Consider the following 25666-nt stretch of genomic DNA (forward strand, 5'->3'; position numbering starts at 1 on the left):
CGGAGAGGAACGAGAAGCAACATGGTCGTACGTGGGATCCTGGGGCGCCAGCGCCGCGACTACAAGACGCCGGAGCCGCACCCCTCCGGCGCCCGCGCGCCGAAGCTCCCCGGCGAACTCGTCCCGAACCATGTGGCGATCGTCATGGACGGCAACGGCCGCTGGGCCAAGGAGCGCGGGCTGCCGCGCACCGAGGGTCACAAGGTCGGCGCCGAGCGCGTTCTCGACGTCCTCCAGGGCGCCGTCGAGATGGGCGTCGGCGCCATCTCGCTGTACGCCTTCTCCACCGAGAACTGGAAGCGCTCGCCCGACGAGGTCCGCTTCCTCATGAACTTCAACCGCGACTTCATCCGCAAGACCCGTGACCAGCTCGACGAGCTCGGCATCCGGGTCCGCTGGGTGGGCCGCATGCCCAAGCTGTGGAAGTCGGTCGCCAAGGAGCTCCAGATCGCCCAGGAGCAGACCAAGGGCAACGACAGGCTGACCCTGTACTTCTGCATGAACTACGGCGGCCGGGCCGAGATCGCGGACGCCGCCCAGGCGCTCGCCGAGGACGTGAAGGCGGGCCGCCTCGACCCGTCGAAGGTCAACGAGAAGACCCTCGCCAAGTACCTGTACTACCCGGACATGCCGGACGTCGACCTGTTCCTGCGGCCCAGCGGCGAGCAGCGCACCTCCAATTACCTGCTGTGGCAGAGCGCCTACGCGGAGATGGTGTTCCAGGACGTCCTGTGGCCTGACTTCGACCGCCGCGACCTGTGGCGGGCCTGCGTCGAGTTCGCCTCCCGCGACCGCCGCTTCGGCGGCGCCCTGCCCAACGAGGAGCTGCTGGCCATGGAGGGCAGGCAGACCAACCCGTAGGCGGGAAACGTGGCCACTTTGTGGCTACCCGGCGTTCACCGGTGTCGCGCACGATCCGGCCATGAAGGTCACGCACCGCGCCATACCCGCCGCCCTCGCCCTCGGGACCCTGCTGGTCGCGGCCCTGCCCGCGCAGGCCGCGCACCAGCCCGCCCACGCCACGAGCTACGGCACGAAGGCCACGTACAGTCCGGGGCAGAGCGCGCACTCCTATCAGCGCCCGCCCGCCGGCTTCACCCCGGTCTTCACGGAGAACGTCTCCCGGCACGGCTCCCGAGCCGCCTCCGACAGCGAGGACGGCGACCTGATCCTCGCCCTGTGGGACAAGGCCCGGGCCGCCGGGCAACTCACCGGCAAGGGCAAGGAGTTCGGCCCCAGGGTGCGCGCCCTCCAGGCCGCCATGGCGAAGGTCGGCTACGGCAACCTCAGCGGACGCGGCGAGCAGGAGATGCGGGACACCGCCGCGCGGATGCACCAGCGGCTGCCCTCGCTCTTCGCCGGGATCGCCGCCGACGGCGAGAAGATCGACGTCGTCAGCTCCGGGCAGGGCCGCGCCATCGACAGCGCGAACGAGTACGCCGGTGAGCTGGCCGCCGCCGACCCGGCCCTGAAGCCGCTGATCGGCGAGACCCGTACCGACAAGGACCTGCTCTACTTCCACAAGGCCGCCGGGGGCGCCGCCTACCGGGACTACATCGACAACGACCAGCGGCTCGCGGCCACGCTGAAGTCGGTCACCGACCAGCCCCGCACCCACGAGGCCGCCCGCAGCGTCCTGCGCCGCCTCTTCGCGGACTCCTTCGTGGCGCAGCTGAGCGCCGCCGACCAGGTCGCCGCCGCCGAGGCCGTCTACAACCTCTACGCCATCGCCCCCGCGATGAGCGAGGAGAGCCCGGACGGCAGGGGCTGGGGGATGCAGCGGTACATCTCCAGCACCGACGCCGCCTGGTTCGGCTACCTCTCCGACGCCGAGGACTTCTACGAGAAGGGCCCCGGCTTCGCCGACAGCGACATCACGTACAAGATGGCCGACGTCCTGCTGGACGACTTCTTCCAGCAGGTGGAGGCGAAGAAGGCGGGTACCAGCACGCTGGGCGCCGAACTGCGCTTCAGCCACGCCGAGGAGATCATCCCGCTGGCCGCCCTGATGGGCCTGCCGGGCAGCACGGAGCCGGTCACCGCACAGCGGCCGTACACCTACGCCACCAACCCCTGGCGTGGTGCCGCTGTCTCCCCGCTCGGCGCGAACATCCAGTGGGACGTCTTCCAGAAGGGCGACCGCTGGCTGGTGCGCATGCTCTACAACGAGAAGGAGACCGCGTTCAAGGCGGGCTGCACGCCCCTCGCCAAGGGCAGCACGTTCTACGACCTGGACGAACTGGAGAGGTGCTTCGGACGGTCGTAGTCGGCGGGCGTACGATCCCGCCTCATGGTCATGAACATGGGGCGGGACGCCGAACAGGGCGTGGTCGAGCTGGCGTACCAGCCGGTCGTCGGGGACTACGCGGTGGCGTTGCGGGAGCGCAGGCGGTTCAACCGTGCGGGGCGGATCCAGAAGGTGGCGCTCCCGCTGATCGCGCTCGCCTGGGCGCTGGACCTCGAGGTCGCGGTGGGCGGCGGAGACGGCAACCTGTTCCTGCTGATCTGGGCCCCGCTGTTCGCTGTGCTGCTGCTGGGCCAGCCCTGGTTGCAGGCCCGCCAGGTCATGAAGGCCGCCACCCGCAACGGCGCCTTCCGGGCGGCGGTCTCGGACGCGGGGCTGACGGTGGTCACCGAGCACAGCTCGACCTCGGTGGGCTTCGCGGCCCAGCCTCGCTACCGGGAGACCAAGGACCTGTTCGTCCTGTACAGCGACGACAAGAACGCCACCTGCTTCACGGTGCTGCCCAAGCGGGGCGTCGCCGACCCCGCCGACGTGGACCGGCTGCGGGGGATCCTCGACCGGAACCTGACCCGCGTCTGAGCCGTCAGCCGGCCGCCGCCGCGCAGTCGGCGCACGTACCGAAGATCTCCACGGTGTGCGCCACATTGACATAGCCGTGCTCCGCCGCGATGGCCTCGGCCCACTTCTCCACCGCGGGCCCCTCGACCTCCACGGCCTTGCCGCAGACGCGGCAGACCAGGTGGTGGTGATGGTCGCCGGTGGAGCAGCGGCGGTAGACGGACTCGCCGTCGGAGGTGCGCAGGACGTCGACCTCACCGGCGTCGGCGAGGTTCTGGAGCGTGCGGTAGACCGTGGTCAGGCCGACCGAGTCGCCCTTGTGCTTGAGCATGTCGTGGAGTTCCTGCGCGCTGCGGAACTCGTCGACCTCGTCCAGGGCCGCCGCGACGGCAGCCCGCTGCCGGGTCGAACGGCCCTTCACGGGCGGTCCAGCGGTCGTCACCGGTTGCCTCCTCCACACCTACTGCGTCTGCCGGGCCATTGTGCCAGCCCCGACTGTGCCCAGTCAGACGCCGACCTTGTCGGTGCCCTCCCGGCTGGCCGGAATCACACACTCCGCGGGGTCCCCGGCGGCTCGGGCCGCGGCTGCGGCGCGGGCCCGGCGGCGAGCCAGCGGGGTGGCCAGGGCGGTGGTCAGGATGAACGCCGCGATGGTCAGCAGGACGATCGTCGCGCCGGGCGGGACGTCCTGGTAGTACGAGGTGACCGTGCCGCTGATGGTGACCGTGACGCCGATGGCGACCGCGATCGCGAAGGTCGCCGCGAAACTGCGGCTGAGCTGCTGCGCCGCCGCCACGGGGACCACCATGAGCGCCGAGACCAGCAGCAGGCCCACCACCCGCATGGCGACCGTGACGGTCACGGCCGCCGTGATCGCGGTGAGCAGGTTCAGGGCGCGCACCGGCAGACCCGTGACCCGGGCGAACTCCTCGTCCTGGCTGACCGCGAAGAGCTGGCGGCGCAGGCCCAGGGTGACCAACACCACGAAGGCCGCGAGCAGACAGATCGCCGTCACGTCCGACTGCGACACCGTCGACAGGGAGCCGAAGAGGTACGAGGTGAGGTTGGCGTTGGAGCCGGTGGGCGCGAGATTGATGAACATCACGCCGCCGGCCATGCCGCCGTAGAAGAGCATCGCGAGGGCGATGTCGCCGCGGGTCTTGCCGTACCAGCGGATCAGCTCCATGAGCACCGCGCCGAGGACGGAGACGAGGGTCGCCATCCACACCGGTGAGGTGTTCAGCAGGAAGCCGAGGCCGACGCCGGTCATCGCCACATGGCCGATGCCGTCGCCCATCAGGGCCTGCCGGCGCTGGACGAGGTAGATGCCCACGGCCGGGGCGGTGATGCCGACCAGGACGGCGGCGAGCAGGGCCCGCTGCATGAAGGCGTAGTCGAGGATCTCCATCAGCTCAGCAGTCCCGTGTGGATCGGCGCGTGTGCGTGCTCGTGCGGGTGGACGTGGTCGTGGCCGGGCAGCGCGTGCTGGCCGACGGCCTTCGGGGGCGGTCCGTCGTGCAGGACGCAGCCGTCGCGCAGGACGACCGCGCGGTCGATCAGGGGCTCAAGGGGGCCCAGTTCGTGCAGCACCAGCAGGACCGTCGTACCGGCCGCGACCTGCTCCTCCAGGGTGTGCGCGAGCACCTCCTGGCTGGCCAGGTCGACGCCCGCCATCGGCTCGTCCATGATCAGCAGCTCGGGTTCGGCGGCCAGGGCCCGGGCGATCAGCACCCGCTGGTGCTGGCCGCCGGACAGGGCGTCCACCGAGTCCTTGGCGCGGTCCGCCATGCCGACCAGCTCCAGGGCCCGGCGCACGGCCTCGCGGTCGGCCTTGCGGAGCACGCCGAAGCGGGCGCGGGAGAGACGGCCCGAGGAGACGACCTCGGTGACCGTCGCCGGGACGCCGCCCGCGGCCGTGGTGCGCTGCGGGACGTAGCCGACGCGCGCCCAGTCCCTGAAGGCCCTGCGCGGGGTGCCGAACAGCCGTATCTCGCCCTCGGCGAGCGGCACTTGGCCGATGATGCTGCGGATGGCAGTCGACTTGCCGGAGCCGTTGGCGCCGAGCAGCGCGACAACCTCACCGCGGTTCACGGTGAGGTCGATGCCGCGCAGGACGGGCCGCGAACCCAGGTCGGCGCGGACACCGCGCAGGGAGATGACGGGCTCGGACACAGACTCCTCCGGGTGGATCATTTGGCGCCTAGCGCGCTCTGCAGCGCCTTGAGGTTGGACTCCATGACCTGGAAGTAGTCGTCGCCCTTGGACTTGGCGGTGATGCCCTCGATCGGGTCGAGGACGTCCGTCTTCAGGTCGGCGTCGGAGGCGATGGTCTTCGCGGTCTTGTCGCTGACGAGCGTCTCGTAGAACACGGTGGTGACGCCGTCGGCCTTGGCCATCTTCTCAAGGTCCCTGACGCGGTTGGCGCTGGGCTCCGACTCGGGGTCGAGGCCGTTGATGGCCTCCTCGGTCAGGCCGTAGCGCTCGGCGAGGTAGCCGAAGGCGGCGTGGGTGGTGATGAACACCTTGGTCCTGGTGTCGGCGAGCCCGTCCTTGAACTGGATGTTGAGGCCGTCGAGCCGCTTGACCAGGGCCGCGGTGTTCTTCTTGTAATCGGCCGCGTGGTCCGGGTCGGCCTTCTCGAAGGCCTTGCCGACGCCCTCGGCGACCTGGGCGTAGCGCACCGGGTCGAGCCAGATGTGCGGGTCGAGACCGGCCAGCTCCTCGTTGGCGTGGTCGTCGTGCTCGGCCGCGTGGCCGCCGACCTCGTTGCCGTGCTTCTCCAGCGTGGTGAGGGAGGCGGCGTCGATCTTGGTCTTGACCTCGGACTGGGCCACCGCGTCGTCGACGGAGGGCTGGAGGTTCTTGAGGTAGAGCACCGCGTCGGACTCCTGGAGCTGCGCGGTCTGCTTGGCGCTGATCTCCAGGTCGTGCGGCTCCTGGCCGGGCTCGGTGAGGCTGGAGACGTTCACGTGGTCCCCGCCGATCTGCTCGGCGAGGAAGGCCATCGGATAGAACGAGGCGACGACGTCGAACTTGTCGGTGTTGCCGGCGGCGCTCGCGCCGGAGCACGCGGTGAGGGTCCCGAGACCGAGGGCGGTGACGGCCGCGAGGGCGATCCCGGATATGTGCTGTCGTCGTACGTTCATGACAGTCATTTTCAACAAATATGGAAACCGTTGTCAACAAGCCTGGGTAAGGGGCCGGTGAGAGTGGTGCGGAGCCGAACCGATTTGATACCGGGGGTGGCCCCGCCGGTAACCTGAGGCATTCGCTGCCGTACACCCGTCATGAAGAGAGCACCGTGGCCGCCGACAAGATCGACACCATCGTCAGCCTGAGCAAGCGCCGTGGCTTCGTTTTCCCTTGTAGTGAGATCTACGGCGGTCAGCGCGCCGCCTGGGACTACGGGCCGCTGGGTGTCGAGCTCAAGGAGAACCTCAAGCGCCAGTGGTGGCGCTACATGGTGACGTCGCGCGAGGACGTCGTCGGTATCGACTCGTCCGTGATCCTCGCCTCCGAGGTCTGGGTCGCCTCCGGTCACGTCGCCACCTTCACCGACCCGCTGACCGAATGCACCTCCTGCCACAAGCGGTTCCGCGCGGACCACCTGGAGGAGGCCTACGAGGCCAAGCACAAGCGCCTCCCGGAGAACGGCCTGGCGGACGTCAACTGCCCCAACTGCGGTAACAAGGGCCAGTTCACCGAGCCCAAGCAGTTCTCGGGTCTGCTCTCCACGCACCTCGGCCCGACCCAGGACTCCGGCTCGGTCGCGTACCTGCGCCCCGAGACCGCGCAGGGCATCTTCACCAACTTCGGCCAGGTGCTGACCACTTCGCGCAAGAAGCCGCCGTTCGGCATCGCCCAGATGGGCAAGTCCTTCCGCAACGAGATCACGCCCGGCAACTTCATCTTCCGCACCCGCGAGTTCGAGCAGATGGAGATGGAGTTCTTCGTCAAGCCGGGCGAGGACGAGAAGTGGCAGGAGTACTGGATGGAGCAGCGTTGGAACTGGTACACCGGCCTGGGCCTGCGCGAGGAGAACATGCGGTGGTTCGAGCACCCGAAGGAGAAGCTCTCCCACTACTCCAAGCGCACCGCTGACATCGAGTACCGCTTCCAGTTCGGCGGCAGCGAGTGGGGCGAGCTGGAAGGTGTGGCCAACCGCACCGACTACGACCTGAACGCCCACTCCAAGGCCTCCGGCCACGACCTCGTCTACTTCGACCAGGAGGCCGGCGAGCGCTGGACGCCGTACGTCATCGAGCCCGCGGCCGGTGTCGGCCGCTCGCTGCTGGCGTTCCTGCTGGACGCCTACGTCGAGGACGAGGCGCCCAACGCCAAGGGCAAGATGGAGAAGCGGACCGTGCTGCGCCTGGATCACCGCCTCGCGCCGGTCAAGGTCGCGGTCCTGCCGCTCTCCCGCAACCCCGAGCTGTCGCCGAAGGCCAAGGGCCTCGCCCAGGCGCTGCGCCAGCACTGGAACATCGACTTCGACGACGCCGGCGCCATCGGCCGCCGCTACCGCCGTCAGGACGAGATCGGTACGCCGTACTGCGTGACGGTCGACTTCGACACGCTGGACGACAACGCCGTGACCGTCCGCGAGCGTGACTCGATGAAGCAGGAGCGCGTGTCCCTCGACCAGATCGAGGGCTACCTGGCCGGCCGCCTGATCGGCTGCTAGGACACCTCTCGCCGCATTGGCCCCCGACGCGGGTCCCGTAGTGGACCTGTATCGGGGGCCTCTGTGCTTCCAGGGTTGAGGGCATGAGCCTCGCCTTCCTCCTCACCACGCTCGTCGTGGTCGCCACCCCCGGCACCGGCGTCGTCTACACCCTCGCCGCCGGGCTCTCCCACGGCCGCCGCGCGAGCGTCGTCGCGGCCTTCGCCTGCACGCTCGGGATCGTGCCGCACGTCCTCGCCACCGTCACCGGGCTCGCCGCGCTGCTCAACGCGAGCGCCACCGCCTTCCAGGTCCTCAAGTACGCCGGTGTCGCCTATCTGCTGTGGATGGCCTGGGCGAGCCTGCGGGACCGGGACGCGCTCGTCGTCGAGCGGGATGCCGGTGAGCCCGCCTCCGTGCGCCGGGTCCTCGTGCGCGGTGTGCTGATCAATCTCCTCAACCCGAAGCTGACGATCTTCTTCTTCGCGTTCCTGCCGCAGTTCGTGAGTGTGGACACCGCGGCCGCGCTGCCGCGGATGCTGCTGCTCAGCGGGGTCTTCATGCTGGCGACCTTCGTGGTCTTCGCCGGGTACGGGGTGCTCGCGGCGTCGGTCCGGCGCCAGGTGATCTCCCGACCGCGGGTGACGGCGTGGCTGCGGCGGGGTTTCGCCGGGTCCTTCGTGCTGCTCGGGGCGAAGCTGGCCATGGCTGACAGATGACAAATATTGAAATCTGTCAGCTGTCATGTCAGGCTGGAGCACATGACGACACAGACCCCCCGCACCCTCGGCACCACCGGCCCCCAGGTCGCCCCCCTCGGGCTCGGCTGCATGGGCATGTCCGCGTTGTACGGCGAGGCCGACCGCGCCGAGTCGATCGCCACGATCCATGCCGCCCTGGAGGCCGGCGTCACCCTCCTCGACACCGGCGACTTCTACGGCATGGGCCACAACGAGCTGCTGATCGGCGAGGCCCTGCGCAAGGCCCCCGCCGCCCGCCGGGAACAGGCGCTCACCAGCGTGAAGTTCGGCGCGTTGCGCGGCCCCGACGGCTCCTGGAGCGGCTACGACGGCCGCCCCGCCGCCGTGAAGAACTTCGCCGCCTACTCGCTCCAGCGCCTCGGCGTCGACCACATCGACGTCTACCGGATCGCCCGCCTCGACCCGGACGTCCCGATCGAGGAGACGGTCGGCGCGATCTCCGAACTGATCGAGCAGGGTTACGTCCGCCACGTCGGCCTCAGCGAGGTCGGCGCCGAGACGATCCGCCGGGCCGCCGCCACCGCCCCGATCGCGGACCTCCAGATCGAGTACGCGCTGATCACCCGCGGCATCGAGGAGTCGATCCTGCCCACCACCCGTGAGCTGGGCATCGGCATCACCGCGTACGGCGTGCTCTCCCGCGGGCTGATCTCCGGCCACTTCGGGCGGGACAAGCAGTTCGCCGCCAATGACTTCCGCGGGTTCTCGCCGCGCTTCCAGGGCGACAACTACCAGCGCAACCTCGACCTCGTCGACGCCCTGCGCAAGCTCGCCGAGCAGAAGGGCGTCAGCGTCGCCCAGCTCGCCATCGCCTGGGTGCTGTCCCGTGGCGAGGACATCGTGCCGCTGGTCGGCGCCCGCACCCGGGAGCGGCTCACGGAGTCGCTGGGCGCCCTGGACGTCGTACTGGACGCGGCCGACCTCGCGCTGATCGAGGACGCCGTGCCGGCGGACGCCGCGGCGGGCGAGCGCTATGCGAGCGCACAGATGGCACACCTGGACAGCGAGCGCTGATCCCGGCTCCAGGTACGGTCTTCTCCATGGCCCCGACCAGCGAATCCCTGACCGCCGAGCGCATCCTCGAAGCCACCGAGGAGGTGCTGCGCCGCCACGGCCCCGCGAAGGCCACCGTGGTCGACGTGGCGCGGGCACTCGGCGTCAGCCACGGCAGCCTCTACCGCCACTTCCGGACGAAGGCGGCGCTGCGGGAGGCGGTGACCAAGCGCTGGCTGGACCGTACGACGGCCGCCCTGTCCGGCGTCGTCACGGAGGAGGCCGACCCGGAGACCCGGCTGCGCGACTGGCTCGCCGCGCTGTTCGCGGCCAAGCGGCGCAAGGCGGGCGACGACCCCGAGCTGTTCGCCACCTACCAGGTCCTGGCCGTGGAGAACGGCGAGGCGGTCACCGCCCATCTCGCCGACCTCACCGGCCAGTTGGCCCGTATCGTCCAGGACGGGGTCGACGCCGGTGCCTTCGCCGCCGCCGACCCCGAGGCCACCGCCCGCGCCGTCTTCCACGCCACCGGCCGTTTCCACGACCCCGGTTACGCCGCGGCCTGGCAACGGCTCGACATCCAGGCCGAGTTCGACGGGGTCGTGGATCTGCTGGTGCGGGGGCTGCGGGCCTGACCCGTCAGTCGTTCTTCGGGTTCACCGTCGCCTGGTGGGCCTCCGTCAGGTGTTCCTCCGCCTTCAGCCAGGGCAGGAACTGCGCGGCCTGCTTCCAGCCGCAGGTGTCGCATCTGATCGTGCGCTGCGGGCCCTTGCGCAGCACATGGACGACATGCTCCCGCCCGTGCTGGTCCCAGCGGCTCACCTTGCTCGTGTTGATCTGCTGCACCATGACACCTCGCCTCCGGTCAGGCAGTGTGCAGCAAGAACAACATCAACAGGGGTTTCTTCACGGTGAGTTCGCTGAAGCGTGAACAGTCCTCACCCGACCGTCCGCGGCAGGCGCAGGCTCAGCAGGCCCGTCAGGGCCACGGTCGCCAGCTGGACGAGGAGGGTGACGATCAGGGCGTCCCGCATGCCCAGAGTGGGCGTCAGGGAGAGGAACAGGGTGCCCAGGGTGGCCACACCGAGCGCCAGCGCCGACTGCTGGGTGGTGACCATCACACCGCTGCCCACACCGGCTCGCGCGGGCGGCACCTCGGACAGCACGATCCGGAAGATCACCGGCAGCTGGAGCGCCTGCCCCACCCCGGCGATCGCCCCGCCCGGCAGCAGCGTGACGAGGCCGAGGTCCGGCCAGTCGCGCCACGCGGCCAGCACCATCAGGGTCAGCCCGACGCCCTGGATCAGCGCGCCCGCGGTCACCACCCGGGTGCCGAACCGGTTGATCAGCCGCGGCCCGGCGATCGACGTGACCAGGAACGTCACCGCCAGCGGGAACAGCGCGAGCCCCGCCTGCACCGGGCCGAGGCCCGCGCCCTTCTGGAGGGCGACCGCGATGACGAACATGAAGCCGCTGAACCCGATCGAGAACGGCAGGATCAGCACCAGGCCCCGGCGCAGCGACACCAGCGCGAACAGGCTCGGCGGGACCAGCGGCGTACGGCCCGCCCGGTCCGCCCGGCGCTCCACCGTGTAGAACGCCGCCGCCAGCAAAGGGAACGCGGCCAGCGACAGCCACGTCCACAGCGGCCAGCCCGCCGCACGGCCCTCGGTCAGCGGGGCCAGCAGGGCCAGCAGCGACGCGGCGAGGAGGACCGTGCCGGGACCGTCCAGCGGCTCCGGACGCCGTGCCCGGGTCTCCGGGACGGCGCGGGCCGCCAGGACCAGGCCGACCACGACGACCGGCACGTTCACCAGGAACGCCGAACGCCAGCCGGTGCCCCACAGATCCGCGGAGACCAGCACCCCGCCGAGGATCTGGCCCGCCACCATGGACAGGCCGGCCGTCGCGCCGTACAGGCTCATCGCCTTGGCGCGCCGGGAGCCGGTGGTCGTCGACTGGATCGTGGCGAGCACCTGCGGCAGCATCGCGGCCGACGCCGCGCCCTGCGCGACCCGCGCCGCGACCAGCGTCCACGCGGTCGGCGCGAGCCCGCACGCCAGCGACGTCAGGCCGAAGGCCGCCATACCGCCGAGGAAGAGGCGGCGCCGGCCGAAGAGGTCGCCGAGCCGGCCGCCGAGGACGAGCAGCACGGCGTAGGCCAGGCCGTAGCCCGCCACGACGAGTTCGAGCACGGACTCGCTCGCGGACAGGTCCGCGCCGATGCTCGGCAGGGCGACGTTGACGATGAAGAAGTCGATCAGGGGGAGGGCCGCGGCGAGCAGCACCGTGAAGAGGCCGAGGCCGCCGAGCCGGGGTGATTCCTCGGCGGTGCGGACGTGACGTGAGGTGATGGTTTCGGTGGTCACGTGCTCCAGCGTCCGCCTCCGCTCAGACGGGTACCAGAGTCTCTTTATCCTGGTACAACGAGTACCTGGAAACAGGGTCCGGGTGACGGCACGCTGGAGGTATGACGACCATGACCACCATGGCCCAGGGTGCCACGGACATCCGGCGGCACGAGCTGGCCGCGTTTCTGCGCCACCGCCGTGAGCACATCACCCCGGAGCAGGTCGGCCTGCCCCGCGGCCGCCGGCGCCGTACCCCCGGTCTGCGCCGCGAGGAGATCGCGCACCTCTCGGCGGTCGGCGTCACCTGGTACACGTGGCTGGAACAGGCACGGGACATCCAGGTCTCCGTCCAGGTCCTGGACGCGCTGGCCCGCACCCTGCTCCTCGACCCCAGCGAGCGCGCCCACCTCTTCCAGCTGGCGGGCGCGGTGGACCCCACCCCGGCGACCACCTGCCGGACGGTCACCCCGGCCGTGCGCCAGGTCCTCGAACAGCTGGAGCCGCTCCCCGCCTGCGTCCAGAACAGCCGGTACGACATCCTCGCCTACAACCGCACCTACGGCCTGCTCCTCTGCGACCTCGACGCCCTGCCGCCCGAGGACCGCAACTGCATGGTCCTGTCCTTCACCCACGAGCCGTGGCGCGCCTCGATCGTCCACCTGGAGGAGACCCAGCGCCTCATGGCCGCCCGCTTCCGCGCGACCATGGCCGGCCATCTCGCCGAGCCCGCCTGGAAGATGCTGCTCAAGCGGCTGCGCACGGAGTCCCCGGAGTTCCGGGAGATCTGGGAACGGCACGAGGTCGTCGCCCACCGCACCAAGCGCAAGGAGTTCCTCAACCGGTACGTCGGCCGCATCACCGTGGAGCACACCGACATGTGGCTGGGGCCGGAGGCGGGGCCGCGCATGGTGACGTACGCACCGGCGGACGAGGAGTCGAAGGAGCGGTTGGAGCGGTTGCAGGAGATGGCTCTGTCGCGGGTCGGCTGAGGTGGGTCGCGGCGGGCTCGGGTGGGCTGAGGTGGGTTGAGCGGCTCCGGTTTCTAGGCGGAGACCTTCGCCGCTTCCCGCACCTCGGTGGTCGACAGTCGCTCGGCGACCCGTTCGGCACTGCGCCGGGCCCGCACCCCGCTGCTCAGGGCGCCCAGCACCAGCACCGCGAAACCGCACCCGGCGAGGATCCACCAGCCGGGGCCCGCGGCCGACACGAAGCCCTCGGCGTACGACGACGAGCCCACGCCCGCCGCCAGCACCGCGCCGATCACCGCGACGCCGAGTGTCTGCCCCAGCTGCCTGCTGGTCGAGGCGACCGCCGCCGCCACCCCCGCCTGCGCCCTCGGCATGCCGGACACCGCGGTGTTGGTGATCGGGGCGTTCACGAAGCCGAAGCCGATACCGAACAGGACGTACCCGGCGAAGAGGGTGACGTTCGAGGTCTCCGCGTCGAACGCCGCGAACATCACGCCGCTTGCCGTCATCGCGAACCCGGCGATCAACAGGGGGACGCGGGGTCCCCGGCTGCCGACCAGCCGCCCTGCCACGGGCGCGCACAGGAACGTCGGCACCGCCATCGGCAGCATCCACAACCCGGCGTGCAGGGCGTCCAGGCCCCGGACGTTCTGCAGATACAGCGTCGACAGGAAGAGGAATCCGCCCAGTGCCGCGAACGCGCTGATCGCGATGACCGTGGCCCCGCTGAACGGCACCGACCGGAAGAACCGCAGATCGATGAGGGGCTCCTCGCGCCGGGGCTCGTACCAGAGGATGCCGAGCAGTGCGGCCAGCGCGAGTACGGCGTACGGCAGCGTCGAGGTGAACGCGGCGTTCGGAGCCTCGATGATCGCGTACGTCAGCGAGCCGAACAGCACGATCACCAGGATCTGGCCGAGCGGGTCGGGGCGCTTGCCCTTGGGGGCGCGGGACTCGGGGACGTAGCGGAGGGTGAGGAGGAGGGCGGCGAGGCCGACGGGGAGGTTGATCCAGAAGATCGAGCGCCAGCCGACGGAGTCGACGAGGAGGCCGCCCACGATCGGGCCGGCCGCCATGGATATCCCGACCACCGCGCCCCACACGCCGATCGCGCGAGCGCGTTCCCGTGGGTCGGTGAAGGTGTTCGTGATGATCGACATCGCGACCGGGTTGAGCATGGAGCCGCCGACCGCCTGCACCATGCGGAAGGCGATGAGCGCGTCCAGGTTCGGGGCGAGGGAGCAGAGCACCGAGCCGATCGTGAAGACGACCAGGCCCGCCATGAAGACGCGCTTGCGGCCGATGCGGTCGGCTGTCGAGCCGGCCAGCATCAGCAGTGAGGCGAGGACGAGGGTGTAGGCGTCGATCGTCCACTGGAGGCCGGATGTGGTGGCGTCGAGGTCGTGCTGCATGGACGGCAGGGCGACGTTGAGCACCGTGTTGTCCAGGCTCACGATCAGCAGGCTCATACAGCAGATCGCGAGGACGAGGAGGCGTCGGCGATGGCTGAGGTCGGGCATGGGGTCCAGCGTACGCCGATTTCGATAGTGCGTCTAACTAATGGTCGATACATGATCGAGTGGGATTCGAGTGAGGTTCGAGTGGGGTTCGAGTAAGGGGCTGGTGGGGCTCGGGTGGGGGGCGAGTGGGATTCGAGCGGGGGCACGCTTTGGCGTACGCGACAATGGGGGAATGTCCACGACCCCCGCGCCCCTTGAGATCGGGCCGCACACCGTTCAGCCGCCCGTCGTTCTGGCCCCCATGGCCGGGATCACCAACGCGCCCTTCCGGACCCTGTGCCGGGAGTTCAGTGGGGGTAAGGGGCTGTTCGTCAGCGAGATGATCACCACGCGGGCGCTGGTCGAGCGCAACGAGAAGACCATGCAGCTGATCCACTTCGACGAGAGTGAGAAGCCTCGGTCGATCCAGCTGTACGGCGTCGATCCCGCGACCGTCGGCAAAGCCGTCCGCATGATCGCGGAGGAGGGTCTCGCCGATCACATCGACCTGAACTTCGGGTGCCCGGTGCCGAAGGTGACGCGGAAGGGTGGCGGGTCCGCGCTGCCGTTCAAGCGGCCGCTGCTGCGGGCGATCCTGCGGGAGGCGGTGACGGGGGCCGGTGAGCTGCCGGTGACCATGAAGATGCGCAAGGGCATCGACGACGACCACATCACGTACCTCGACGCCGGGCGGATCGCGGTCGAGGAGGGCGTGACGGCGATCGCGCTGCATGGGCGTACGGCGGCGCAGCACTATGGCGGGACCGCCGACTGGGATGCCATCGCTCGGCTGAAGGAGCATGTGCCGGAGATTCCCGTGCTGGGGAACGGGGACATCTGGTCGGCGCAGGACGCGCTGCGGATGGTGCGCGAGACCGGGTGTGACGGTGTGGTCGTGGGCCGGGGCTGTCTGGGGCGGCCGTGGCTGTTCGCGGATCTGGTGGCCGCGTTCGAGGGGCGGACCGAGGCCCGCGCCGGAGGCGCTGATGGATACAGTGCGCGTCCGTCGCTGCGGGAGGTCGCGGACATCATGGTCCGCCATGCCACGCTGCTCGGCGAGTGGATCGGCAGTGAGTCCAAGGGTGTTGTCGACTTCCGTAAGCATGTCGCCTGGTATCTGAAGGGCTTTGCCGTCGGCAGCGAGATGCGCAAGCGGCTGGCGATCACGTCGTCGCTGGAGGAACTGCGGGCGGGGCTGGACGAGTTGGACCTGGACCAGGCGTGGCCGACGGGCGCGGACGGGCCGCGCGGGCGGACGTCGGGGAACAACCGGGTTGTGCTGCCGGACGGTTGGCTGAAGGACCCGTACGACTGCGCTGGCGTGAGCGAGGACGCGGAGCTGGACACGTCCGGCGGCTGACCGTCGTGCGCGTCGGGTGCGTTGGGGGTCGGGGCCGCGCCGGGGGGTGTCCGTCCTCGGAACGGCGCGAAATCGGTCCTCTACCAGGGGCACCCGTGCTGACGCGCCAACCGCTGCGGGCGGACACCCCCCGACACGACCCCTCACCGCCGTCGCGCACTGCGGGCGAGTCCGGGTCGCGCGGCCAGCTTGCCTAGGGGCGCGGGGAACTGCGCGAGCGGCCGCGACGCATCCGCAGGCGGGGGTAGGGGGCGCGGGTGTCCCCTCGGCTTCGGCTTCACATGCCGGTGCGGGTCGTGCCGCTCAGGGGCGCGGGGAACTGCGCGACCAGCCACGACGCGCCCGCAGGCTGGGGACGGGGGCCGGATGTTCTCCTGGCTTGGCTTCGTATGCCGGTGCGGGCAGCTTGCCCAGGGGCGCGGGGAACTGCGCGAGCGGTCGCGACGGGGCCGCAGCCGGGTGGCGGGGGTGGGGTCAGTCTGTTGAGGGGTGGGGGGTTGAGCCGTAGGCCTTCAGGAAGCGGTCTCGGAAGGAGCTCATTTTCCAGACCGGGGCGTTGTGGGAGGGCTTCAGGCCCGCTGTCCAGTTCCAGTCGCTGATCTTGTCCAGGACCTTGGGGTCCTTGGCGACTATGGAGATCGGGACGTCGCGGCTGGCGTGGTTGCCGCTGACGCGGGCGATGGGCTGGTGGTCGCCGAGGAAGACGAGGACGGTGTTGTCGGTGCCGTAGCGTTCCAGCCACTGGGTGAGGGCCGTGACCGAGTACTGGATGGACTTGCCGTATTCCTCGCGGGACTTGGTGGGGTCGGTGATGATGTCCGAGGGGTTTTTGCCGGCCTGGTGGATCGCGTCGAAGACCTTGCCGTCGCCCAGGTCGTTCCAGTCGACCATCTTGGGGATGGGGGCCCAGGGCTGGTGGCTGGAGGTCAGGATGATCTCCGACATCAGGGGCTTGTCCCGCTTCTTGCCGTGGACCTGGCGTTGGAAGGTCTCCAGGGCGTACTGGTCGGGCATCGTCGACCAGCTGAACTTGGGGCCTTCGTAGCCGAGTTGGAAGGCGTTGTAGACCTTGTCCAGGCCGTAGTAGCGCTGTTCGGGCCAGCCCTTCTGGATGCCCGGCATGACGCCCACCGTGTCCCAGGCGCCGGTCTTCTGGAAGGCCTTGGTGAGGCTGAGGTGGTCGCTGGCCATGACCGTGCGGTAGCGCTGCTGGTTGTCGATCCACAGGCCGGACATGGTGGTGGAGTGGCCCAGCCAGCTGCTGCCGCCGTACGTCGCCGACGTCAGCCAGCCGCTGCGGGCGCTGTAGCCCGCCTTCTTGAGGGCCGCCGTGCTGGTGGTGAGGGTCTGGTCCACGCCCGGTGCCATGACCGGGTCCTCGATCGCGCTGCGGCCGTAGCTCTCGATGAAGGTGAAGATCACGTCCTTGCCCCGGAGGTCGGGGAGGAGCTGGCTGCCGGGGGTCGCTCCGAAGGTGTCCGACTTGGCCTCGCGGGCGAAGGCCGCCTCGTCGCGGATCGTGTCCGTCACCCGCGTCGCCTGGATCTTCAGCGCCGCCGCGGCCCGGTCCGCGGCGATCGGCATGCCGGCGAGCTGGAGCCCCAGCGCGTAACAGGTGATCCATGCCATCGCCGCGATCAGGGTGCCCCGGGTGGCCGTCGCCCGGTTCGCCACCAGCACGTTGCTCAGCCGGATCATCGAGAGCGCGGTGAGGGAGAGCAGGAGCAGTACGAGGAGGACGGCGCCGATGGTGGCGAAGACCGTCACCGTGCCGCCCATCGAGTCCTTCAGGTACGACTGCGCGTCGTCCAGCAGTTCCCAGTCGAGGATCATGTTGAAGCCCCGGCCCAGGTAGTCCCTAAAGCCCATGTCCAGCAGATTCAGGACCGTCAGGACGCCCAGGCCGACGCCGGAGACCGCCGCCACGATGATCCTGGGGCGCCTCGGCAGCCACAGCGCCACCGCCGCTCCGATGATCGCCTCGACCGGGAGGCGGGTGAACCGGTTGGGCTTGAGGGCGGGCAGGGTGTTGGGGAGCAGGAGCGCGGCGAGGACGAGCAGGGCGGCGAGGGTGGTGACCGTCCAGCGGAGGATCGGGGGGCGCTTAGGCGCGGGGGCGTCGAGGACGACGTCCTCGGTCGGCGGGGGCGTGCTTGTGGAGACGGACACCCGAAGGACCTTCCGTGCGGGACCCGGTGGCGTGGTGAGGTGGTGGCGGGTCCGACATGGGGTCTCGGACCCGCCACATCTCGGTACGGGGTGCCGTGGATGGCTGTTCAGAGGTGCCGGGCAAACACCAAGCAAACGGTTCTTCAACGACCTGCTTTTGGTCTTTCAGGGGCGCGGGGCTGTGTCAATCCACACTCCACCCGCACCCGCCGTACAACCCCTCTACGCACCCCCCACCGCGGTCAGCAACGCCAACGGTGCCGCAGCCGAACGCGCCTCGCGCACACACGCATGCGGATAGGGCACCGGCTCCCGATGCGTGTCCCTGCCGTACCCGGCGATGACCTCCGGGAGTCGATGCCCGGCGGCCGTCGCCGCGTCCACCAGACCGTGGGCCACCGAGCGCGCCTCGTCGTGGAGCCCGTAGCGCGCCAGGCCCAGGGTGATGAGCGCGTTGTCGTGCGGCCACACCGAACCCCGGTGGTACGACAGCGGGTGATACGCCGGCTGCCCGGCCGCGAGGGTGCGGACACCCCACCCCGAGAAGAAGTCCGGCTCCAGCAGACGCCGGCCCACCAGCTCGCCGTACTCCTTGTCCAGCAGCCCCGACCACAGGAGATGGCCCGCGTCCGAGGCGAGCGCGTCGAGTTGGCGGCCCTGGCCGTCCAGGGCGAGGGCGGGGAAGGAGCGGTCCCGCATCCAGAAGTCCTGTTGGAAGCGGTCGCGGAGATCGGCGGCGGCCTGTTCGAGGAGGGCGGCGTAGGTCTCGTCGCTCCATACCGTCCGCGCCAGCCACGCCGTGCGCCGCAGCGCGTCGTAGGCGTAGCCCTGCGCGCCCGCCGCCATCACCGCGCCGGAGGCACGTGTGCCGTCCGAGGAGCAGATCGAGCCGGGGGAGTCCTTCCAGTTCTGGTTGGCGAGGCCGCCCTGGTCGGCGCGGTAGACGAGGTAGCCCCGGGAGGTCAGGCCGCCGTGGTCCAGCATCCAGCCGATCGCCGCGCGGGCGTGGGGCTGGAGGCGGTGGGCGAGAGCCAGGTCTCCGGTCTGTTCGACGTAGGCGCCCAGGAGGACGAGGAAGAGCGGGGTCGCGTCCACCGAGCCGTAGTAGCGGCCGTAGGGGACCTGACCGAAGTGCGCCAGCTCGCCGTGCCGTACCTCGTGCACGATCTTGCCCGGCTGGGTCACCGGGTCCGTGCCGGTCTCCGTCGCCTGGGCCGCGGCCAGGGCGGGGAGGGTGGCTGCCGCCAGCTGGGGGCGGTACGGGAGGGCGAAGAGGGAGGTGAGCAGGGCGTCCCGGCCCAGCAGGGTCAGGAACCAGGGGGCGCCCGCCGCCGGGACGCGCAGGGTCTCGCCGTCCGGGCCCGTCGCCGGGACCTGGAGCGAGGCCAGGTCGGCGAGGCCGCGGGCGCACGCGGCGGCCAGTTCGGGCCAGCCGGTTGGGAAGGCCACGCCTTCCACGAACTCGCCTTCCAGAGCGAGGAGTTCGGCGTTGAGAGAGGAGGGGGACTGCGGGACGCGGAGGGCGCGTTTGTCGCCGTGCGGGCGGGCCATGACCCGGAGTGTCAGCTCGGCCGTGCCGTGCGGGGCCAGGTCCAGGGTCCAGGTCAGGCGGCGGGCTCCGGTGCCGGTCTCCTCCACCGCGTCGGGGGCGGGCTCCGCCGTCACCGTCGTACAGGAGCGCCACTCGCCTCGCCGGTAGGTGAACTCCACTCCGGAGTCCAGGACTTCGCGGGAGCGGGTGGCGCCCGGCTTGGTGTAGGTGCGGTGGTCGGAGCGGAGTTCGAACTGGTCGGTGAAGTCGGCGTCCGCCGTGATCGCGAGGCGGAGGGTGGTGGGGACCGGCCGGTTGCTGGTCAGGCGGACGGATTCGACGAAGGAGCCGTCGCCCACCGCTTGTTCACGGAAGATCGTGTACGCGGGCGGCTCGTTGCGGCCCCCTCGGGGGACCAGGACACAGCGGGCCGTGTCACCGTCCGCGACGGGGGTCAGCGCTTCGGGTACGGCGCCGTCCACGGTGAGCTGCCAGCGGCTCAGGTGGCGTGCGTCGCGTACGAACAAGCCGTCAGGGCTGTTGCCGCCCCGGACTCCGGTGATGTCCCCGCTGTCGCCCACGGCCGCGAACGTCCCGCCGCGTACGAGCAGATGATGCCGGTCCGTCATTCCCGGTCCCCTCCCTTGGTTCCCGTGAGTGTGGTGGCGCTGTGGAGCAGGTCGAGCGCGAGCGCGGCCGTCCAGCCGAAGCCGGTCGCCCCGCAGGCCTCGCCGGTGTAGGGGTCGACGTACTCCGCGAAGTCGGAGGTGTCGGCCAGGTGCAGAACAGCTCTGCGCAGGGCGGCGGCCCGGCCCCGTTCGCCATGGGTGCGCAGGCCCCGCTCCAGCAGCCAGTTGGTGTTGAACCAGGCCGGGCCGCGCCAGTAGCGGTGCCGGTCGAAGGCCTCGCCGAGCAGGTCGTAGCTGGGGGCGAGACGGGTGGTGCCGCCCAGTCCGAAGTGTTTGGAGGCGGTGGTGCGGACCAGGGCCGTGACGACGGGGCGGGGGAGTGTGGGCAGCAGGAGGGGGAGGAGGCCGGAGACGCTGCGCTCGGGGATCAGGGTCTCGGTGCGTACGTCCCGGGAGAAGAACATGCCCTCCGCCGGGTTCCACAGGCGGTCGATCAGTGCCGTGGTCAGGCGTTCGGCTCGGGTGTGGCGGGCCGTGCCCGGTGCCCCCAACTCCTCGGCGATCCGGGCCAGTGCGTGCTCGGAGGCGATGAGGAGGGCGTTGAAGGACGGGTCCTCGACCGCGAACTCGCTTGATCCGTCCGCGTATTGGTTGTCCCGGTAGTCCGTCGCCAGGCGGACGTAACGGCCGTAGTCCAGGTCCGTCGGGCGGTCCTCCGGGGCGCCGTGGGCCAGGTCGGCGCGGCGGAATGAGCGGGCCGGGGCGGGCGTCACCCGGCTCAACGGGGCGTCCCAGCAAGGGCTGTTGTCCATGCCCTGCTCCCAGGGGTGGACCACGGACGCGAGGCCGGCGCCGCCCAGGTCGCGGCGGTGCAGGAGATAGCGGTGCCAGGCCGCCAGGCGGGGGTAGACCCGGGTGAGGAAACCGCGTGCCCGGGACAGGCCCGGGTCGGCGCGGTGCACCAGCCAGGCGGCCAGCGCGTGCACCGGTGGCTGCACGATGCCGGACGTCTGTACGGTGCGCGGGGCGCCCGCAGCGCGCCCCGCGGTCGAGGAGCGCCAGAAGTCGGGGCTCGGGAAGTACGCGTCGAGGGGGACCGAGGGGTTGAAGACGATGTGCGGGACGCGGCCGTCACCCCATTGGGCGTCGAGCAGCGTCTCCAGTTCCGTCTGGGCCCGTAACGGTGAGATGTGCCGCAGTCCGATGGCGATGAACGCCGAGTCCCAGGACCACTGGTGCGGGTACAGGCTGCGGGAGGGGACCGTGGAGGTGCCCGTCCAGTTGGCCTCCAGTACCCGCGCCGCCCTGACGTGCAGAGAATGGGTGGTGACGTCCGCTTCGTATACGAAGGGACGGGTCAGGCCGTACGAGGTCAGCTGGGCGGTGCGATCCACTCGGGGCTCCCCGAAGACGTTCGGCCCGACCGGTTCGGTCGTGGCCACCGTAGAGTTACGTCTATTTAACACGCAAAACTCAATATGTAATGCAAGCTTGAGAAACACAAGGGGGTGCGCATGAGTGGTCGTGCTCAAGCGAGCGCCGGCGAACTGCTCGAACTGGTGCGAAGCGGACGAGCGACGACTCGTGGTGCCCTGCAACAGGTGACCGGACTGTCCCGGGCCACCGTCGGCCAGCGCCTCGACCGGCTGTTCCGGGCCGGCTGGCTGAGGGAGGGGGCGGGGGGTCCGGTGGACTCGCCGCTCGGCGGACGGCCCTCCATCACCCTGGAGTTCGACGACTCCCATGCCGTCGTCCTCGCCGCCGACCTCGACACCCGGCACGCCCGCGCTGCCGTCCTCTCCCTGACCGGCGACCTCCTCGCCGAGCACAGCGGCACCCTCGTCATCGAGGACGGCCCCGACCTGGTGCTGGGCGAGCTGGGCCACTGGTTCGCCGAGCTGCTGGAGAAGGCGGGGCACCGGGCCGACGAGGTGTGCGGCATCGGACTCGCCGTGCCGGGTCCTGTCGACAGCGAGACCGGCCGGGTCGTCCAGCCGCCGATCATGCCGGGCTGGGACGGCTACGACATAAGAGAGCGCCTGGCGAGAGCGTTCAGTGAGCACACGGGTGCCGGGCGGGTGCCGGTCCTCGTCGACAACGACGCCAACCTCATGGCGTACGGCGAACAGCGCACGGGGTATCCGCAGTGCTCGGCCTTCGTGCTGGTCAAGGTGTCCACCGGTATCGGCGCGGGGGTTGTGGTCGACGGGGCGATCTACCGGGGCATCGACGGGGGCGCCGGGGACCTCGGGCACATCCGGGTCGGCGCCGACGCGCTGTGCCGGTGCGGGTCGTACGGCTGTCTCGCCGCCGTCGCCAGTGGTGGGGCGGTGGCGCGGCGGCTCGCGGAGAGCGGCGTGCCCGCCGCCTCCGGCTCGGATGTACGGGATCTGCTCACCGCCGGGCATCCGGAGGCCGCCGCGTTCGCCCGGGAGGCCGGGCGGCAGGTGGGGGACGTGCTGGCGACCGTCGTGACGCTGCTGAACCCCGGAGTGCTGATGATCGCCGGGGATCTGGCCGGAACTCCCTTCCTCACCGGGGTGCGAGAGCTGCTGTACCAGCGGGCGCTGCCGCGCTCCACCGCTCATCTGGACGTCGTCACCTCACGGCTCGGGGAGCGGGCCGGGCTGGTGGGGGCGGGTGCCCTGGTGGTGGAGCATCTGTACGCGCCCGGGCGGGTGGAGGAACGCCTGCTGGCGCTCGGTGTGTGACGTCCGCATGGTGGTACCCGGCCCTCTGCGACGGCGTGATTCTCGCCACCTCTGATAAGGGTTACGCTCAGATGAGCGGATCTTGAGCGACTGCACTTCTCCAAGGGGTGGCACCCAGTGCCACCCCTTGATCGTTCATCGATCGAAATCAGACGTGTCGAAAGCCGCTCAGATGAGCATTCGAGGGCGGCTTTGAGGTGATGCGCGTTCAAGAAGTGAACACATGATCACCCAATTGCTTGCCAAGCTTTGACTTTCGATCCGCTGGCAGAGGGCTGGTTACGAGCACATGACGCGCAAGTGGACGTACCCATGAGCCTTCGATCTGGGTATGTTCCCCGTCGTCAGGGCAGCCACCGCGTCCTCGAGGGAGTCGAGAACCGTGTCGGAAAACGTAGAGACCCACGCAGCGAAGTTCGTTTACGACTTCACCGAGGGAAACAAGGACCTCAAGGACCTCCTGGGCGGCAAGGGTGCCAACCTCGCCGAGATGACCAACCTGGGGCTCCCCGTTCCCCCCGGCTTCACCATCACGACCGAAGCCTGCAAGGTCTACCTGGAGAGCGGCGCGGAGCCGGTGGCACTGCGTGACGAGGTGAGCGCCCACCTCGACGCCCTCGAGACGCGGATGGGCAAGAAGCTCGGCCAGGCCGACGACCCGCTCCTCGTCTCCGTCCGCTCCGGCGCCAAGTTCTCCATGCCCGGCATGATGGACACGGTCCTGAACATCGGCCTCTCCGACAAGTCGGTGAAGGGCCTCGCCGAGCAGGCGGGCGACGAGCGGTTCGCCTGGGACTCGTACCGCCGCCTCATCCAGATGTTCGGCAAGACGGTCCTCGGCGTCGACGGCGAGCTCTTCGAGGAGGCCCTCGACGCGGCCAAGGCCCTCAAGAAGGTCGTGGTCGACACCGATCTGGAGGCGGCCGACCTCAAGAAGCTCGTCACCAAGTTCAAGAAGATCGTCAAGACCGAGGCCGGCCGGGACTTCCCGCAGGACCCGCGCGAGCAGATGGACCTCGCCATCCACGCGGTCTTCGACTCCTGGAACACCGACCGCGCCAAGCTCTACCGCCGCCAGGAGCGCATCCCCGGCGACCTCGGCACGGCCGTCAACGTCTGTTCCATGGTCTTCGGCAACCTCGGCCCCGACTCCGGCACCGGCGTCGCCTTCACCCGCGACCCGGCCAGCGGCCACCAGGGCGTCTACGGCGACTACCTCCAGAACGCCCAGGGCGAGGACGTCGTCGCCGGCATCCGCAACACCGTGCCGCTCGCGGAGCTGGAGCAGATCGACAAGAAGTCGTACGACCAGCTGATGCAGATCATGGAGACGCTGGAGAACCACTACAAGGACCTCTGCGACATCGAGTTCACCATCGAGCGCGGTCGGCTGTGGATGCTCCAGACCCGCGTCGGCAAGCGGACGGCCGGTGCCGCCTTCCGTATCGCCACCCAGCTGGTGGACCAGGGGCTGATCGACGAGGCCGAGGCGCTCCAGCGCGTCACCGGCGCCCAGCTCGCCCAGCTGATGTTCCCCAAGTTCGACGAAGAGGCGAAGGTCGAGCAGATCGGCCGGGGCATCGCGGCCTCGCCCGGTGCGGCGGTCGGCAAGGCGGTCTTCGACTCGTACACCGCCGTGAAGTGGTCGCGCTCCGGCGAGAAGGTCATCCTCGTCCGCCGCGAGACCAACCCCGACGACCTCGACGGCATGATCGCGGCCGAGGGCATCCTGACCTCGCGTGGCGGCAAGACCTCCCACGCGGCCGTCGTCGCGCGCGGCATGGGCAAGACCTGTGTCTGCGGCGCCGAGGAGCTGGAGGTCGACACCAAGCGGCGCCGGATGACCGTCCCGGGCGGTCATGTGGTGGAGGAGGGCGACCTCATCTCCATCGACGGGTCCAGCGGCAAGGTGTACCTCGGTGAGGTCCCGGTCGTCCCGTCCCCGGTCGTGGAGTACTTCGAGGGCCGGATGCACGCCGGTGCCCAGGACGCCGACGAGCTGGTCGAGGCCGTGCACCGGATCATGGCGTTCGCCGACCGCAAGCGCCGGCTGCGGGTACGGGCCAACGCGGACAATGCCGAGGACGCGCTGCGCGCCCGTCGCTTCGGCGCCCAGGGCATCGGCCTGTGCCGTACCGAGCACATGTTCCTCGGCGACCGGCGCGAGCTGGTCGAGCGGCTGATCCTGGCCGACACCGAGGCCGAGCGCGAGGAGTCCCTGAAGGAGCTGCTCCCGCTCCAGAAGCAGGACTTCGTCGAGCTGTTCTCGGCGATGGACGGCCTCCCGGTGACGATCCGCCTCCTCGACCCGCCGCTGCACGAGTTCCTGCCGGACATCACCGAGCTGTCGGTCCGGGTGGCGCTGGCGGAGTCGCGTCAGGAGCCGCACGAGAACGAGCTGCGGCTGCTCCAGGCCGTCCACCGGCTGCACGAGCAGAACCCGATGCTGGGCTTGCGCGGTGTGCGCCTCGGTCTGGTCATCCCCGGTCTGTTCACCATGCAGGTCCGTGCCATCGCCGAGGCCGCCGCCGAGCGCAAGAACGGCAAGGCCGACCCGCGCGCCGAGATCATGATCCCGCTCGTCGGCACGGTCCAGGAGCTGGAGATCGTCCGCGAGGAGGCCGACCAGGTCATCGCGGAGGTCGAGGCGGCGACGGGCACCAAGCTCAAGCTGGCGATCGGCACGATGATCGAGCTCCCGCGGGCCGCCCTCACGGCCGGTCAGATCGCCGAGGCGGCGGAGTTCTTCTCCTTCGGCACGAACGACCTCACCCAGACGGTGTGGGGCTTCAGCCGGGACGACGTGGAGGCCTCGTTCTTCACGGCCTACCTGGAGAAGGGCATCTTCGGGGTGTCGCCGTTCGAGACGATCGACAAGGACGGCGTCGGCTCCCTGGTGAAGCTGGCCGCCGAGGCGGGCCGCAGGACCCGCCCCGACCTCAAGCTCGGCGTCTGCGGCGAGCACGGCGGCGACCCGGAGTCGGTCCACTTTTTCCACGAGGTGGGCCTGGACTACGTCTCCTGCTCCCCGTTCCGCATCCCGGTCGCCCGCCTGGAAGCGGGCCGAGCGGCCTCGGAGTCGGCGGGCAGCGACCACCGCTGACCTGCGGCTGATCCACTGCTGATCCACGGCTGATCCACCAAGACGCCGGAGTCGTCGTCCGTCCCCGACCCTCAACACCGATGGGCGGCGACTCCGGATCACCAAGAAGGGGCGGGACCCTGTGC

Annotated in this window: 21 protein-coding genes; 11 read left to right on the forward strand and 10 right to left on the reverse strand. The window is 70.2% G+C overall.

What is annotated here, in order from left to right; genetic code table 11:
* Positions 1–21: 21 nt before the first annotated feature.
* From OG885_RS30465 to OG885_RS30475, 3 genes are all read left to right on the forward strand, one after another.
* Positions 22–861 carry an isoprenyl transferase gene (locus tag OG885_RS30465; RefSeq protein ID WP_405737441.1) on the forward strand — a complete coding sequence of 280 codons (840 nt, stop codon included), beginning with the start codon at positions 22–24 and terminating at the stop codon, positions 859–861.
* 61 nt (positions 862–922) lie between these two features.
* Entirely contained in the window at positions 923–2266 is a 1344-nt protein-coding gene (locus OG885_RS30470; RefSeq protein WP_405737443.1) for a histidine-type phosphatase, read from the forward strand.
* Positions 2267–2290: 24 nt separating this feature from the next.
* A complete protein-coding gene (locus tag OG885_RS30475) occupies positions 2291–2824 on the forward strand; it encodes a YcxB family protein (protein ID WP_405737445.1) in 534 nt (177 codons plus the stop codon).
* A gap of 4 nt (positions 2825–2828) precedes the next feature.
* On the opposite strand, the gene OG885_RS30480 is transcribed toward OG885_RS30475, so the two are convergent.
* From OG885_RS30480 to OG885_RS30495, 4 genes are all read right to left on the reverse strand, one after another.
* Entirely contained in the window at positions 2829–3245 is a 417-nt protein-coding gene (locus OG885_RS30480) for a Fur family transcriptional regulator (protein ID WP_405737447.1), read from the reverse strand.
* Between the two features lie 63 nt (positions 3246–3308).
* Positions 3309–4211, reverse strand: a complete 903-nt coding sequence (locus OG885_RS30485) for a metal ABC transporter permease (protein ID WP_405737449.1) — start codon at positions 4209–4211, stop codon at positions 3309–3311.
* Positions 4211–4996, reverse strand: coding sequence for a metal ABC transporter ATP-binding protein (locus OG885_RS30490; RefSeq protein ID WP_405737451.1), 786 nt, complete (start codon positions 4994–4996; stop codon positions 4211–4213). The genes OG885_RS30485 and OG885_RS30490 overlap by 1 nt, the downstream gene beginning before the upstream one ends.
* Entirely contained in the window at positions 4993–5949 is a 957-nt protein-coding gene (locus tag OG885_RS30495) for a metal ABC transporter substrate-binding protein (RefSeq protein ID WP_405737453.1), read from the reverse strand. Before OG885_RS30495 ends, OG885_RS30490 begins: the two co-directional genes overlap by 4 nt.
* A gap of 155 nt (positions 5950–6104) precedes the next feature.
* Here OG885_RS30495 and OG885_RS30500 point away from each other — a divergent pair, with 155 nt between their 5' ends.
* The 4 genes from OG885_RS30500 to OG885_RS30515 all read left to right on the forward strand — a co-directional run bounded on the left by OG885_RS30500 (position 6105) and on the right by OG885_RS30515 (position 9855).
* Positions 6105–7487: a glycine--tRNA ligase gene (locus tag OG885_RS30500; protein WP_405737455.1), complete on the forward strand. Its 1383-nt coding sequence runs from the start codon at positions 6105–6107 to the stop codon at positions 7485–7487.
* Positions 7488–7570: 83 nt separating this feature from the next.
* Complete coding sequence (locus OG885_RS30505) at positions 7571–8185, forward strand: LysE family translocator (protein WP_405737457.1); 615 nt, start codon at positions 7571–7573, stop codon at positions 8183–8185.
* 42 nt (positions 8186–8227) lie between these two features.
* Entirely contained in the window at positions 8228–9241 is a 1014-nt protein-coding gene (locus tag OG885_RS30510) for an aldo/keto reductase (RefSeq protein WP_405737459.1), read from the forward strand.
* A gap of 26 nt (positions 9242–9267) precedes the next feature.
* Entirely contained in the window at positions 9268–9855 is a 588-nt protein-coding gene (locus OG885_RS30515; protein WP_405737461.1) for a TetR family transcriptional regulator, read from the forward strand.
* Positions 9856–9859: 4 nt separating this feature from the next.
* Here the strand turns inward: OG885_RS30515 and OG885_RS30520 are convergent, their stop codons facing one another.
* Together OG885_RS30520 and OG885_RS30525 are read right to left on the reverse strand one after the other, a co-directional pair.
* Entirely contained in the window at positions 9860–10066 is a 207-nt protein-coding gene (locus tag OG885_RS30520; RefSeq protein WP_399957281.1) for a hypothetical protein, read from the reverse strand.
* A 92-nt stretch (positions 10067–10158) separates the two neighbouring features.
* Positions 10159–11589, reverse strand: coding sequence for an MFS transporter (locus OG885_RS30525; protein ID WP_405737463.1), 1431 nt, complete (start codon positions 11587–11589; stop codon positions 10159–10161).
* A gap of 110 nt (positions 11590–11699) precedes the next feature.
* On the opposite strand from OG885_RS30525, the gene OG885_RS30530 reads away from it, so the two are divergent.
* A complete protein-coding gene (locus OG885_RS30530) occupies positions 11700–12560 on the forward strand; it encodes a helix-turn-helix transcriptional regulator (protein WP_405742942.1) in 861 nt (286 codons plus the stop codon).
* A gap of 53 nt (positions 12561–12613) precedes the next feature.
* On the opposite strand, the gene OG885_RS30535 is transcribed toward OG885_RS30530, so the two are convergent.
* Positions 12614–14059, reverse strand: coding sequence for an MFS transporter (locus tag OG885_RS30535; RefSeq protein WP_405737465.1), 1446 nt, complete (start codon positions 14057–14059; stop codon positions 12614–12616).
* Between the two features lie 172 nt (positions 14060–14231).
* On the opposite strand from OG885_RS30535, the gene dusB reads away from it, so the two are divergent.
* Positions 14232–15398 (forward strand): tRNA dihydrouridine synthase DusB, encoded by a 1167-nt coding sequence (gene dusB / locus OG885_RS30540; protein ID WP_405737467.1) that lies wholly within the window; start codon positions 14232–14234, stop codon positions 15396–15398.
* 474 nt (positions 15399–15872) lie between these two features.
* On the opposite strand, the gene OG885_RS30545 is transcribed toward dusB, so the two are convergent.
* From OG885_RS30545 to OG885_RS30555, 3 genes are all read right to left on the reverse strand, one after another.
* Positions 15873–17567: a CDP-alcohol phosphatidyltransferase gene (locus OG885_RS30545; RefSeq protein WP_405737469.1), complete on the reverse strand. Its 1695-nt coding sequence runs from the start codon at positions 17565–17567 to the stop codon at positions 15873–15875.
* Between the two features lie 222 nt (positions 17568–17789).
* Positions 17790–19727, reverse strand: a complete 1938-nt coding sequence (locus OG885_RS30550) for a glycogen debranching N-terminal domain-containing protein (protein ID WP_405737471.1) — start codon at positions 19725–19727, stop codon at positions 17790–17792.
* The gene (locus OG885_RS30555; RefSeq protein WP_405737473.1) at positions 19724–21121 is read right to left on the reverse strand and encodes an MGH1-like glycoside hydrolase domain-containing protein; all 1398 of its coding nucleotides are present in this window, start codon (positions 21119–21121) and stop codon (positions 19724–19726) included. Before OG885_RS30555 ends, OG885_RS30550 begins: the two co-directional genes overlap by 4 nt.
* Before the next feature lie 120 nt (positions 21122–21241).
* Between OG885_RS30555 and OG885_RS30560 the strand changes: the two genes are divergently transcribed.
* Entirely contained in the window at positions 21242–22438 is a 1197-nt protein-coding gene (locus OG885_RS30560; protein ID WP_405737475.1) for an ROK family protein, read from the forward strand.
* Between the two features lie 331 nt (positions 22439–22769).
* Positions 22770–25541 (forward strand): pyruvate, phosphate dikinase, encoded by a 2772-nt coding sequence (ppdK, locus tag OG885_RS30565; protein WP_405737477.1) that lies wholly within the window; start codon positions 22770–22772, stop codon positions 25539–25541.
* The last annotated feature ends 125 nt before the right edge of the window (positions 25542–25666 follow it).

It is taken from the genome of Streptomyces sp. NBC_00028, from assembly GCF_045041065.1.
Lineage (GTDB): Bacteria > Actinomycetota > Actinomycetes > Streptomycetales > Streptomycetaceae > Streptomyces.